General features: G+C 68.2%; 11 protein-coding genes. 4 read left to right on the forward strand and 7 right to left on the reverse strand.

From position 1 onward, the window contains the following. Positions 1 to 45: 45 nt before the first annotated feature. The gene (locus AC5P8U_RS13110) at positions 46 to 2022 is read right to left on the reverse strand and encodes a UvrD-helicase domain-containing protein (protein WP_072167416.1); all 1977 of its coding nucleotides are present in this window, start codon (positions 2020 to 2022) and stop codon (positions 46 to 48) included. A 99-nt stretch (positions 2023 to 2121) separates the two neighbouring features. Between AC5P8U_RS13110 and AC5P8U_RS13115 the strand changes: the two genes are divergently transcribed. Further along, entirely contained in the window at positions 2122 to 2793 is a 672-nt protein-coding gene (locus AC5P8U_RS13115; RefSeq protein ID WP_088496794.1) for an SEL1-like repeat protein, read from the forward strand. A gap of 124 nt (positions 2794 to 2917) precedes the next feature. Next, on the forward strand, positions 2918 to 3538 hold the full coding sequence (locus tag AC5P8U_RS13120; protein WP_008264720.1) for a thymidine kinase: 621 nt from the start codon (positions 2918 to 2920) through the stop codon (positions 3536 to 3538). Between the two features lie 513 nt (positions 3539 to 4051). On the opposite strand, the gene AC5P8U_RS13125 is transcribed toward AC5P8U_RS13120, so the two are convergent. The 4 genes from AC5P8U_RS13125 to AC5P8U_RS13140 all read right to left on the reverse strand — a co-directional run bounded on the left by AC5P8U_RS13125 (position 4052) and on the right by AC5P8U_RS13140 (position 8124). After that, positions 4052 to 5656: an OpgD/OpgG family glucan biosynthesis protein gene (locus AC5P8U_RS13125; protein WP_180868592.1), complete on the reverse strand. Its 1605-nt coding sequence runs from the start codon at positions 5654 to 5656 to the stop codon at positions 4052 to 4054. 104 nt (positions 5657 to 5760) lie between these two features. Beyond that, entirely contained in the window at positions 5761 to 6573 is an 813-nt protein-coding gene (gene mutM / locus AC5P8U_RS13130; protein WP_061480453.1) for a bifunctional DNA-formamidopyrimidine glycosylase/DNA-(apurinic or apyrimidinic site) lyase, read from the reverse strand. 19 nt (positions 6574 to 6592) lie between these two features. Continuing rightward, positions 6593 to 6925 (reverse strand): EF-hand domain-containing protein, encoded by a 333-nt coding sequence (locus AC5P8U_RS13135; protein WP_005421108.1) that lies wholly within the window; start codon positions 6923 to 6925, stop codon positions 6593 to 6595. Continuing rightward, complete coding sequence (locus AC5P8U_RS13140) at positions 6922 to 8124, reverse strand: DesA family fatty acid desaturase (protein ID WP_072167421.1); 1203 nt, start codon at positions 8122 to 8124, stop codon at positions 6922 to 6924. The genes AC5P8U_RS13135 and AC5P8U_RS13140 overlap by 4 nt, the downstream gene beginning before the upstream one ends. A gap of 151 nt (positions 8125 to 8275) precedes the next feature. Here AC5P8U_RS13140 and AC5P8U_RS13145 point away from each other — a divergent pair, with 151 nt between their 5' ends. Continuing rightward, a complete protein-coding gene (locus AC5P8U_RS13145; protein ID WP_053496707.1) occupies positions 8276 to 9097 on the forward strand; it encodes an ABC transporter ATP-binding protein in 822 nt (273 codons plus the stop codon). A 124-nt stretch (positions 9098 to 9221) separates the two neighbouring features. Here the strand turns inward: AC5P8U_RS13145 and AC5P8U_RS13150 are convergent, their stop codons facing one another. Continuing rightward, complete coding sequence (locus tag AC5P8U_RS13150) at positions 9222 to 10424, reverse strand: DUF4785 domain-containing protein (RefSeq protein ID WP_072167422.1); 1203 nt, start codon at positions 10422 to 10424, stop codon at positions 9222 to 9224. Between the two features lie 11 nt (positions 10425 to 10435). Beyond that, positions 10436 to 11314 carry a hypothetical protein gene (locus AC5P8U_RS13155; protein WP_072167423.1) on the reverse strand — a complete coding sequence of 293 codons (879 nt, stop codon included), beginning with the start codon at positions 11312 to 11314 and terminating at the stop codon, positions 10436 to 10438. Positions 11315 to 11575: 261 nt separating this feature from the next. Between AC5P8U_RS13155 and AC5P8U_RS13160 the strand changes: the two genes are divergently transcribed. Continuing rightward, on the forward strand, positions 11576 to 12415 hold the full coding sequence (locus AC5P8U_RS13160) for an acid phosphatase (RefSeq protein WP_072167424.1): 840 nt from the start codon (positions 11576 to 11578) through the stop codon (positions 12413 to 12415). The last annotated feature ends 3 nt before the right edge of the window (positions 12416 to 12418 follow it).

The raw sequence follows: 12418 nt of genomic DNA on the forward strand, positions 1-12418 counted from the left end.
ACCAACGCGTGCTCCACCACGGAGGGGCGGCGCCGTTGGAGCGCCTTAGTCGAACAACGCCTCGATCGCCGCCAACCCCGCGCTCGCCCGTTCCTTCTTGCGCGCCGCATCGGCCACCGGGTCAGCACCGTCGCGCTGGATCTCCTCGGCCGGGATCTCATCGAAGAACCGGCTCGGCTTCAGCCGCACATGCTCGCCGAACTTGCGCGTGAGCTTGCTGTAACTCATCCACAGCTGGATCTTGGCGCGGGTGATGCCCACGTACAGCAGGCGCCGCTCTTCCTGCAGGTTGCCCTCGTCCAGGCTGACCTGGTGCGGCAACACGCCGTCCTCGCAGCCAACGATGAACACGTACGGGAATTCCAGGCCCTTGGAGGCGTGCATGGTCATCATGCGCACCTGGTTGCCGCCCTCGTCCTTGTCGCTGCGCGACAGCAGCGCCAGCTGTCCGGCCAGGTCGGCCGCAGTGGCGCCGCGCGGGCCGCCCTCGAACCACTGCGCCAGTTCCTCGATGTTGTTGGCGCGGCGCTGGTAACTGGCCTCTTCCTTGGCCTGCTGGCGCAGTTCGCTGAGCAGGCCCGATTCCTTGGCGACCTTGCGGATCATGTCGCCGGAGCTGACCTGGCGCATCTGCGCGCGCAGGTCGCGCAGGATGTCGGTGAAGCGCGCCAGGCTGTTGGCCGCGCGCGGTGGCAGCTGCTGCAGCGCACCGATCGACTCGGCGGCATGCGCCATCGGGATGTCCTTTTCCTGCGCCAGCTCGGCCAGCCTGGCCAGCGTACCGGCACCCACGTCGCGCTTGGGCGACTGCACCGCGCGCATGAACGCGGTGTCATCGTCCGGGTTCACCAGCAGCCGCAGCCAGGCCAGCGTGTCCTTCACTTCCTGGCGTTCCAGGAACATCGTGCCGCCGGTCAGGTGGTAGGGGATGCGCAGCAGCTGCATCGCCTTTTCCAGCGGCCGCGACTGGAAGTTGCCGCGGAACAGGATGCAGAAGTCACTCCACGGCACGTTGCGCGACTGCGCCACGAAGGCGATTTCGGCGGCCACCTTTTCCGCCTCGTGTTCGCTGTTGCGGCATTCCCACACCCGGATGCGCTCACCGTCGGCCTGGTCGCTCCACAGCTTCTTCAGGTGCTCGTGCGGGTTGTTGGCGATCAGCGCATTGGCTGCGCGCAGCACGCGGTTGGAGCAGCGGTAGTTCTGCTCCAGCTTGATGATTTCCAGCGTGGGGTAGTCACGCCCCATCTGCTGCAGGTTCTCCGGGTTGGCGCCACGCCAGGCGTAGATCGACTGGTCATCGTCACCCACGCAGGTGAAATTGCCCTTCTCACCAGCCAGCTGCTTGAGCAGGCGGTATTGCGCGTCGTTGGTGTCCTGGCATTCGTCCACCAGCAGGTAGCCGATGCGCTCGCGCCAGGCCAGGGCGATCTCGGGGTTCTCTTCCAGGATCTGCACCGGCAGGCGGATCAGGTCATCGAAATCGACTGCATTGAACGCGGTCAGCCGCAGCTGGTAGCGCTCGTAGACGCTGGCCGCTTCCTTCTCGCGGTTGCTGCGTGCGGCGGCCATCGCCTGCTCGGGCGACAGCCCGGCGTTCTTCGCGCGCGACACCAGGTTCTTCATGTCCTCGATGTCATCGGGCTTGGCGCCGTGCATCAGGTCCTTGATCTGCGCGGCGGCATCATCGGCATCGAAGATGGAGAAGCCGCGCTTCAGGCCCACGGCGGCATGTTCGATCTGCAGGAACTTCAGGCCCAGCGCATGGAAGGTGCAGATGGTCACCTCGTCAGCGTCCTGCTCGCGCAGGCGCTTGGCCACGCGCTCGCGCATTTCCTTGGCCGATTTGTTGGTGAAGGTGATCGCCGCGATGCGGCGCGCCGGATAGCGGCCACTGCCGATCAGGTGGGCGATCTTCTCCACGATCACCCGCGTCTTGCCGCTGCCGGCGCCGGCGAGCACCAGCAAGGGGCCTTCGATGTGCAGGACGGCGGCGGCTTGGGGGGGATTGAGACCGTGCATGGGGACAGGATTGTAGCGGGGTGCCGGCGGGCCGACCTGACTTGCATGACGCCTGGCCCTAAGGTATTGAGTCGACTCCGGAACACAGGAGCGTGGTCCATGTCGTTGAACATCATCGCCCGCCCGCTGGCGGCTACCCTGCTGGGCCTGCTGGCCGTGCCTGCGGCCGGGTCCAGCCCGGCACCGCCTGCCGACGCCTATGAAACCATCGTGCTGCAGTCGCACGAGTTCCTCGTCTACCATCCGGACCTGCGCTTCCGTGGGCTCGGCATGCAGGCCCGCGAGCGGGGCCGCCACGAAGAGGCCCGCAACGACTTCCGCAATGCCGCGCGCTACGGCGACAAGCTCTCACAGGCAGCGCTGGCCGACATGCTCTGGAACGGGCAGGGCGGTCCGGTCGACCGCGCCCTGGGCTATGCATGGATGGACCTGGCGGCCGAGCGCGGCACCGAATGGCTGGTGGTACAGCGCGAACGCTTCTGGGAGGCGCTGTCCGCCGACGAGCGCGAGCGCGCGGTGCGCGAGGGCCGCGCGCTGTATGCCGAGTTCGGCGATCCGGCCGCGACGCCGCGGCTGGAACGTGAACTGCGGGCCGGCAGCATGCGGCAGACCGGCAGCCGCGCCGGCTGGAACGGCGCCATGCGCAGCCAGGGCCGTGGCGATGCGGGGGCCCGTGTGCTGCAACCGGAAAAGCACCAGTTGGCGCGCTACTGGGACCCGGTGGCCTACCGGCAATGGCAGGACGAGGAGCTGGCCAGATCGGGGCGATGAGCCACGCCGGCCAGGCCATCGTTGCCTCGGCGCTGCCGGCACCGGGGTACGCGACAGCCGGCACGTGATCGCCCGGCCACGGCCGATCCGCGACGGCGGGCCGGGTGGCGACTAGAATTGGCCGATGGCCAAGCTCTACTTCTACTACTCGGCGATGAACGCCGGCAAGACCACCACCCTGCTGCAGAGCGCGCACAACTACCGCGAGCGCGGCATGCGGGTGGCGATCCTGACTCCACGCCTGGACGACCGTGCCGGCGCCGGCGTGGTCGCCTCGCGGATCGGCCTGCGCGCTGACGGCATGGCCTTCGACCGCGATACCGACCTGCAGCGCTGGGTGGAGCAGGATCTGGCAGCCAACGGCCCGATGGGCTGCGTGCTGGTGGACGAGGCGCAGTTCCTGACCCGCGCCCAGGTCTGGCAGCTCAGCGAGGTCGTCGACCAGCTGCGCATTCCGGTGCTGTGCTACGGCCTGCGTACCGACTTCCGCGGCGAGCTGTTCGAAGGCAGCCAGTACCTGCTGGCCTGGGCCGACGAGATGCAGGAAATCAAGACCATCTGCCACAGCGGCAAGAAGGCGACGATGACCGTGCGCGTGGACGAGCATGGCCACGCCGTGCAGGACGGCCCGCAGGTGGAGATCGGTGGCAACGACCGCTACGTATCGGTCAGCCGCGCGGAGTTCAAGAAGATCACCCGCGGCGAAGGGCGGATCGACCCGGCGCAGGCCCCGCTGCCGTTGTAAAGGGTGTTCGGCAGGGCTGCGCCCTGCACCTGCAGAGGCAACAGCAACGTCAACAGCGAAAGCTGGCATTCCGTGGGATGGCGGGGCACTGTGGGTGTGCGGGGACGGCGCAAGTACCTCCATGTAGCCTTGGTCGCCGCATCCATGCGGCTCACACCCCGCAAACCCACAGTGCCCCGCCTTCGACAATTGGCCGGCGGCCAGTAGATCCACGCCATGAGTGGATGAAATCTGTCAGATATCGAATGAAATTCCGGGGTCAGATCCGTTTTCCTTCGGAAAACGGATCTGACCCCATGAGCTGTTCCGACAGATCGCGGAGGTCTGTCGAAGGCGGGGTGGGTCCGGTTGCGGGGGCGTGAGCCGCATGGATGCGGCGACCAAGCTTACAGGGACGTACTTGCAGCGTCCCCCGCAACCGGACCCACCCCGCCATCCCACGGAATGCACGCATTTGACGTTGCCTTGGCTTGAAGCGGGTGCAGGGCTGCAAGCCCTGCAATCCCAAACCACTCAGTACAGCGTCCGCTCCGGCGCACCCACCGGCGGCGGGGTGTACTGGTACAGCCAGGTCTCGGTGAGGGTCTTGCCACCACTGCGCAGGAACAGGCGGATGTCGATCTGCTCGGTACTGCCTTCCGGCGGCACCAGGTCGAACATCGCGCGATAGCCGTTGATCTCGCGCAGCGGGCGCGCCGAAACGATCTCGACCCGGCCACGGCTGGCTTCCACCACCGCTTCGACCTCGGCCTTGTCGATCAGCCTGGCCAGTTCGCCACCTTCGAAGTCCACCGCGAAGCGCCAGCTGAAGTACTCGCGCTTCTTGCCGACCACACCGCCCAGGCCGGTGCGGCTGGCCACGCAGTGCGCCAGCGGCGGGCGCGCCGGCGGTTCGGCGCCCCAGTACAAGCGGTAACCGACCAGCAGCTCCTGGCCCGGCTGTGGCTTTTCCTTCGGGTTCCAGAACGCCACGATGTTGTCGAAGGTCTCGTCCACGGTGGGAATCTCCACCAGCTGCACCGAGCCTTCGCCCCATTCGCCCTTCGGCTCCACCCACAGGCACGGGCGCTTCTCGTAGAACACGCCGTCGTCCTGGTAATGGTCGAAATTGCGGTCGCGCTGCAGCAGGCCGAAGCCGCGCGGGTTGCGGTCCACGAACATGTTGAAACGCAGGTTGCGCGGGTTCAGCAGCGGCCGCCAGATCCACTCGCCGGCACCGGTCCACAGCGACAGGCCATCGGTATCGTGGATCTCCGGGCGCCAGTCCCAGCCCATCCGGCGGTCGTTCTCGCCCACCTGGTACATGCTGGTGCACGGGGCGATGCCCAACCGCTCGATCGTCTTGCGCGGGTACAGCGCGCTGTCGATGTCCATCAGCAGCACGTCACCGTTGGTGATCGCGAAGCGATAGGCTCCGGCCACGCTGGGCGAATCCAGCAGGCCGTAGACCACGATCGTGTCCGAATCAGCCGACGGCTGTTCCAGGTAGTAGGCGATGAAATCCGGGAATTCCTCCGGCTTGCCCATGCCGGTGTCGATCGCCAGGCCACGCGCGGACTGCCCGTACTGGCCCTCCTTGCCGACCGCGCGGAAGTAGCTGGCGCCAAGGAAGGCGGCGAAGTCGCGGTCGGTGTCCTTGCGGGTGTTCAGGCGGAACCCGGCGAAGCCCAGATCGGCCGGCAGCTCGCCATCCTTGATGCCGCTCTTGCCGTAGTTGAACGCCGCGCCGTCATACGCCAGTTCCTGCGCCTTGCCGTCGACCACGTCGAACATGCGCACCGGCGAATGGAAGTACAGGCCCAGGTGGAAGAACTTGGCCTGGAACTTGCCGGGCTGGTCGGCCCACAGCGCATGGTCCTGGCGGTAGCCAATCGACTGGTACTGGTCCCAGTCGAGGCCTTCCAGGCGGCCCGGCAACACCCGCTTGTGGCTCTTGTAGGGTGCCTGTGCCAGCGCGCGCGCCTGGCCCTTCAGGGTGGCGAAGTCGAACGGCTGCGGTTGGCCGAGGCGGCGCAGGCCCATCTGGCCGCTCCTGCTGGCCGCGCACGCGGGCAGGGACGGCAGGCCGAATGCAGCCAGGGCGAGGGAGGCATTGCGGATGAAGTCGCGTCGTTGCATGCAGGCGCGTCAGGCACAGAGGGAAGGTCGGCCATGATAGGCAGACAAACGTTAACGGGCAGCGGAGACGCGCCCTGCCCGTTCAGCTGCCGCTGGTCGCCGGCTCAGCGCTGGCAGTGGCTGCACCAGACGCTGGCGCGCTGGCCGATGGTGGCGTGCTTCAGCGCGCGCCCGCAGTTCGGGCACGGCAGCCCGTCGCGGCCGTACACCAGCAGCTCCTGCTCGAAGTAGCCCGGCGCACCATCGGGGCTGATGAAATCGCGCAGGGTGGTGCCGCCGCGGGTGATGGCGTAGCCCAGGATCTCCTTTACCGCGTCGGCCAGCCGCTGGTAGCGTTCTCGCGAGATCTTTCCTGCCTCGCGCAACGGGCTGATGCCGGCCTTGAACAGGCTCTCGGCGGCGTAGATGTTGCCCACGCCCACCACCACCGCCTGGTCCATCAGGAAGGTCTTCACCGGCGCGCTGCGGCCCCGGCTGCGGTCGAACAGGTAGTCGCCGTCGAACGCGTCGTCCAGTGGCTCCGGGCCCAGCCCCTGCAGCAGCGGGTGGATCTCCCCAGCCGGCTGCCAGAGCAGGCTGCCGAAGCGGCGCGGGTCGTTGAAGCGCAGCAGGCGGCCGTTGTCCAGGCTGATGTCGACGTGGTCATGCGCCCGCAGCGGGGTATCACCGGGCAGCACGCGCAGGCTGCCGGACATGCCCAGGTGCAGCACGGCGCTGCCGATGGCGGTATCCAGCAGGAGGTACTTGGCGCGCCGGCGGATGTCCTCGATGCGCTGCCCCGGCAGCAGCTCGGCCACTTCCGGTGGAATCGGCCAGCGCAGGTCGGCGCGGCGCAGGATCACGCCATGCACGCGCCGGCCCTGCAGGTGCGGCGCCAGGCCGCGGCGGGTGGTTTCGACTTCGGGCAGTTCAGGCATGGTGCGATTCTACGCCCGCTCAACGCGGCGGCGCGGACAGCTCGCGGGCATCCAGGAAGCCATCACCGTTGGCATCCTGCTTGTGGAAGCGCTGCACGATCACCTGCCGCTGCTGCTCGCGGCGGATTGCCCTGCCCTTGCCGCCGGGCAGCTCGTCGGCGCTCAGTACGCCATCACCGTTGCGGTCCATGCGATCGAAGGCATACAGCATCCACTGCACGTACTCGGCCTCGCTGACCCTGCCGTCGCCATCGCTGTCCATCCGCTGCAGATAGCTGGCGGTGTCGGTGACCTGGGCCAGCGCCGCACCCGGCAGCAGCGCCGCCAGCAGAAGCCCGTACCCTGCCCTCACGCGCCCACCAGACTGTAGCCCTTCAAGCGTGCGGCGTAGGCCTGCAACGCCGCGATACCGCTTTCCTCGGCCTCGCGGCACCACGCCTGCAGCTGATGCAGGCGCTCGGCGGCGTCGTGGCCACGGGCTTCCAGCAGCGCAGCCAATCGCCCGCGGTACTCGACCAGGGTGCGGATGCGCGGCCGCTGCGCCACCCATGCGCTGAGCTGGGCGCGGCTGTCCGGCTTCAGCCAGCGGCCATCGTTGACCAGGCCACGGCGCAACCGGCGTGGCAGCAGGCGGCGCAGCTTGGCCCCGGCCTGCGCGGCCTCCTCGCGCAGGGCCGGCATGAACACGTTGCGCTGGTAATCGGTCATCGCCTGGAAGCGGTGCGACAGCAGCGCCTTCAGCGTTTCGGCATCGGGCACGGCGATGTTCGGGCGCACGTCCATGGCCGGCGCCACCCGCAGCACCCTGGCCAGGCGCAGCGCCTGCAGCAGGCGGATCGCACTCCAGCCGATATCGAACTCCCAGCGCCGCATCGCGAAGCGCGCCGAACTGGGGAAGGCATGGTGGTTGTTGTGCAGCTCCTCGCCACCGATCCAGAACCCCCACGGCGTGAGATTGGTGGAGGTATCGGCCGACTCGTAGTTGCGGTACCCCCACCAGTGGCCCAGGCCATTGACTACGCCCGCCGCCCAGAACGGGATCCACGCCATCTGGATCGCCCACAGCGCCACGCCGGGCAGGCCGAACAGCACACTGTTGATCGCCAGCAGCACTACCGGCCCCAGCGTGGCGTGCGGGGTATACAGGTGGCGCTCGATCGCGTCGTCCGGCGTGCCGCGCCCGTACTGCTCGATGTCCGCGCGCATGCCGCGCGCTTCGCGGTACAGCTCCACGCCATGCCAGAACACCTTGCCGATGCCGCGGGTGACCGGGCTGTGCGGGTCGTCCTCGGTCTCCACCTTGGCGTGGTGCTTGCGATGGATGGCCACCCACTCGCGGGTGATCATCGACGTGGTCAGCCACAGCCAGAAGCGGAACACGTGCGCCAGCGCCGGATGGAAATCGACCCCGCGATGGGCCTGGCTGCGGTGCAGGTACAGGGTTACCGAGAAGATGGTGATCTGGGTGAAGACCAGCAACACCGCCAGCATGGCCCACCCTCCCAAGCCGAGCACACCACCGGTCAACAGGGACATCAGGGCATCAGACATGGCAGCTCTCCGGATCGACGCGGGGATGGCAGACATGATGGGCGCTTGCGTTGCAAACTGCATCCCTGCGGCGATGTATCGCATCGCCATTCGTGGCACCGTTCACAGTTGGGGACCTGAGTTGTCGAGCCTTGATCCACGCGCCAGCACCATGACTGCCGCCCCGCCCGTTGCGGAGCTGCCCCCCTTGATCGAACTGGACCGCGCCACCGTGGTGCGCGGCCAGGTGAAGGTGCTGCACGGGCTCAGCCTGCGCATCGCACAGGGCCAGCACACCGCCCTGCTCGGCCCCAACGGCTGCGGCAAGTCGACCTTCATCAAGCTGATCACCCGCGAGCTGTACCCGCTGGCGCAGGTCGACGGTTCCGTGGCGGTAAGGGTGCTGGGGCAGAACCGCTGGCAGGTGGACCGGCTGCGATCGCAGCTCGGCATCGTCACCGGCGATCTCAGCAGCAATCTGGCCGACATGCCGGGCCTGACCGTGGAACAGGCAGTGCTGTCCGGCTTCTTCGCCAGCTACGTGGTGCCGGCCTTCCGCGAAGTGACCGCCGATATGCGCGCACGCGTGGGCGAGACACTGGCGATGACCGGCGCCCTGTCCCTGCGCGACCGCGCCTACGCCGAGTTGTCCGCTGGCGAGACCCGCCGCGTGCTGATCGCCCGCGCGCTGGTCAACCGGCCGCAGGCACTGCTGCTGGACGAACCCTCCACCGGGCTGGACCTGGTCGCCCGCGAGCAGCTGGTGGCGACCATGCGGGTGCTGGCGCAGCAGGGCATCACCCTGGTGCTGGTGACCCACCACATCGAAGAGATCATTCCCGAGATCGAGCGCGTGGTACTGCTGCGCGATGGCCGCGTGCTGGCCGACGGCACCCGCGCCGAGCTGCTGCGCAACGAACCGCTGTCGGCGGTGTTCGGCGGCGCGATCACCGTCTGCGAGCAGGAAGGCCGGCTGACCGCATACGCGGGGTGATCGGCATGCCGTTGTAGAGCCGAGCCCACGCTCGGCTGCTCCTGATCACGGCAAACGGCCGCCGAGCATGGGCTCGCCTCTACACAGGAGCAGCGGGCCGGACCCCGGCCCGCTGCACGCAACCTCAGAACCGCAACGCCAGCGCGCGCGACTCGATCGGTGCCATCCGGCTCTGGTCCTGCAGCTGCAGGTCGCGCAGCTCGTACGGTGCGCCAAAACCGGCCGGCAACGCGGCCTCGCCGAACGGCAGCACCAGCTGGCCGGCGCCTGGGCCATCGAACCACCCGGCTGCATGTGCCTGCGCGACCGGCTTCATCCGGCCATCGCGGGCCGTGGCATACAGCGTGCCGCGTGCCTCGTAGCGGCCTGCCGCAGCCACCTGCAGCGGCAGCGCCACCTGGCGGCTGGACGGGTCCGGTGCTGCATGGCCACTGAAACGCGCGGTCGGCCGTGCCACCGCGAAGGCCACCTTGCCATCGCGCAGCACGCCATCGGCCTGGGCGAACACCTGCAGCTCCCACAGCCCCTGCACGGTGCCGACGTCGGTCGGGATCCGCACCTGCGCGCGCAGGCTGCCATCGGTGGTGCGCAGCAGACGCTGCGGCCAACTGCGGCCATCCGGTGCGACCAGCAGGGCTTCACCACCCAGGCCGCCACGACGCGATGCCAGCTGCGCGGTGGTGGCGCCGTCTTCCAGCAGGCGTGCCTGCAGCTGCACGTTGCCACCGGCCAGCACCTGCGCCTGCTTGGCCTGCACTTCCAACCGCAACGGGCTGTTCGGCTCCAGCACCTGCACCACATAGCGGCCCTGCGCCTGCGTGCTCTGCAGGGTGTACGCACCGGCGGCACTGGTCGCGCCGGTGCGCAGCATGCTGCTGCCATCACTCACCGGCATGCCGGCATCCTGCAGCGCGCGCGCATCGACACTGCGGGCCACGCTGCTGCGGCCAGCCGGGTCGCGCACCTGCAGGGTGTTGGCCGGCAGCGCGCGGGCTCCTGCGGCCGGACTCAGCTGGATCACCGCATCCGGCGCCGTCAGCGGCAGGTCCAGGCCGCGCTGCAGCTGCGTGCCATCGACCTGCTGCCAGTAACTGCGGCTGACCGAGGCATATGGCGTGGCCGCCTGCAGCGGCTGTGCCGGGTCCAGCGCCCAGGCAAACGACAACGGCGCGTGTTCGCTTTCATCGGCAGGCAGCGGCGCGGCCACCAATGCGGCAGGCACCTGATCGCCCGCGCGGGCCGCCTGCAGAGGCTGCGCGGCCTGCGCGGCGGAAAGGGACAGTACTGCCAGCACCGCACTGGCCAGCAGGGTGGAATGGGTCGTCATGGTTATCTCTCTCACTGGGTCAGGTCGTTGCGCAGCAGGGTGCCGAGGCCGAAGCACTCGCGCCGGCTCTGGTTGTGGCTGAGCGGTTCTGCGCCCTGGGTGCGCGCTTTGTCGGTGAACCAGGTGGTGCCGGCCGCCTTCTGGCTGCTGCACTCCAGAAAGCCATCGGAGCAGGACGACAACCAGTTCTGGGTGAATTCCAGGCCAACGTTGGCGGCATAGCCACCGCAGTAGCTGTTGCTGTCCCACACCGCCGATTCCACGTCACTGCCGACCACCGCGCGGAACGGCTTGGGCAGCGCCGGGCGACCGGCCGTGCCGTACAGGTTCTGCGCGTTGTAGGTGGCCATGCTGGCCACCTGCTGCTGGCGTACCGCGTCGTTCTTGTAGCCCAGCAGCCAGCCCAGTGACGTTTCGAAGGTATTGCCGTTGAGCACCGCATCGGCCAGCGGCGTGCCCGCCGAGGACGGCGCCAGTGCGGTGACCTTGCGCACCGTGCGGATGATCTTCGGATAGCGGCTGTCGTAGGTCGGGTTGGACAGGATCCAGCGCATCACGTTGCCGCCGTTGGAATGGGTGATCACCACCAGCTGGGTGATGCCACGGCTGTCGATAAAGCCGGTCAGCTGGTTGGCCAGGCAGCCGGCGGCCTCCGGTTTCCACATGTACTGGGTGAAGTCACAGTTGATGACCACATAGTTGCTGCTGTTCGGCAGGCCCTGGCGCACGGTGTCGATGATCGCCGGCTGCCAGTAGTCCTGGGTGGCATTGGTCTGCGCGCCGGTGCCATGCACGAAGGCCACGCCGACCACGTCGGCGGCCTGCGTCGGTGCTGCTGCCAGCCCCAGAAGCAGGGCCAGGACGGTACTTCCTGTTGCGGTGCTGCGCATCGCTTCTCTCCCTCTGTCTTCGGATCCCCCCGACCCGGCTGGAACTGGACGGCCCCTGGTGCCTGCCGATGTGCCGATGCTCACGGTGCGGCCGCGTGAAAGTCCGTGCGCTGCGCCCGGATTCAGCAGACTGGCACCCTTCGATGACGTTCTTCATCTCCTGTGATGACCATGCCGGGTCTGGCCGTATGACCGATGGCCACTGCGGTGCCGCGCACGGGCTGCGATCATGACGCGATGTTTTTCCTCCGGAGCCCGTCCATGTCGATGATTTCCCACCCTGCCCGCCCGCTGCTCGGCCTCGCCGTTGCCGTGGCCCTGGCCGGCTGTGCTGCCACGGCCACCAAGCCGACCGCCGTCGAAGCCAACATCACCACCAAGGCCGTGGGCTATCTGGACAAGAGCGCTGTTCCGGCCAGCCTCGATCTGGTGCCGGCACCGCCGGTGGCCGGTTCGGCCGCCCTCGCCCTGGACGAACAGGTCAGCCGTGAAGCCCGCGCGCTGCGAGGCAGCCCGCGCTTCGCCCAGGCCGGCGTCGATGCGGAACTCGGCTTCCCCGAGGGTGCAAACCACTTCTCCTGCGCCGCCGACATCGACGTCGATGCGGTGAAGACTCCGGCGCTGTATCGACTGCTGGAGCGCAGCCGGATCGACGCCAGCGCCGCCACCAAGGCGGCCAAGAACCACTACCAGCGCCCGCGCCCGTTCATGGTCAACGGTGAGCCGACCTGCTCGCCGAAGGACGAGGATGGCCTGCGCAAGAATGGTTCCTATCCATCAGGCCACACCTCAATCGGCTGGGCCTGGGCACTGATCCTGTCGGAGATCGCGCCGGACCGCGCCGATGCCATCCAGGCCCGCGGCCGCAACTACGGCGAGAGCCGCCTGGTGTGCAACGTGCACTGGCAGAGCGACATCCTCGAAGGCCGCTTCATGGGCGCCGCCGCCGTGGCCCGCCTGCACGACAACGCGGCGTTCAACAAGGACCTGCTGGCCGCACGCAAGGAGATCGAGGCGGCGCGGAAGGCCGGTCGGCACTCCAGCCGCGACTGCGCCACCGAGAATGCGGTGCTGAAGGTGCGCCCGCAGAGCGCGCTGTAAGCC

It is taken from the genome of Stenotrophomonas sp. YJH_SMC_81 (assembly GCF_059370875.1).

Coding starts and splice junctions, on each gene's coding strand:
- AC5P8U_RS13110 (WP_072167416.1), bottom strand. CDS start 2,022: ATGCACGGTCTCAATCCCCCCCAAGCCGCCGCCGTCCTGCACATCGAA.
- AC5P8U_RS13115 (WP_088496794.1), top strand. CDS start 2,122: ATGTCGTTGAACATCATCGCCCGCCCGCTGGCGGCTACCCTGCTGGGC.
- AC5P8U_RS13120 (WP_008264720.1), top strand. CDS start 2,918: ATGGCCAAGCTCTACTTCTACTACTCGGCGATGAACGCCGGCAAGACC.
- AC5P8U_RS13125 (WP_180868592.1), bottom strand. CDS start 5,656: ATGCAACGACGCGACTTCATCCGCAATGCCTCCCTCGCCCTGGCTGCA.
- mutM (WP_061480453.1), bottom strand. CDS start 6,573: ATGCCTGAACTGCCCGAAGTCGAAACCACCCGCCGCGGCCTGGCGCCG.
- AC5P8U_RS13140 (WP_072167421.1), bottom strand. CDS start 8,124: ATGTCTGATGCCCTGATGTCCCTGTTGACCGGTGGTGTGCTCGGCTTG.
- AC5P8U_RS13145 (WP_053496707.1), top strand. CDS start 8,276: ATGACTGCCGCCCCGCCCGTTGCGGAGCTGCCCCCCTTGATCGAACTG.
- AC5P8U_RS13150 (WP_072167422.1), bottom strand. CDS start 10,424: ATGACGACCCATTCCACCCTGCTGGCCAGTGCGGTGCTGGCAGTACTG.
- AC5P8U_RS13155 (WP_072167423.1), bottom strand. CDS start 11,314: ATGCGCAGCACCGCAACAGGAAGTACCGTCCTGGCCCTGCTTCTGGGG.
- AC5P8U_RS13160 (WP_072167424.1), top strand. CDS start 11,576: ATGTCGATGATTTCCCACCCTGCCCGCCCGCTGCTCGGCCTCGCCGTT.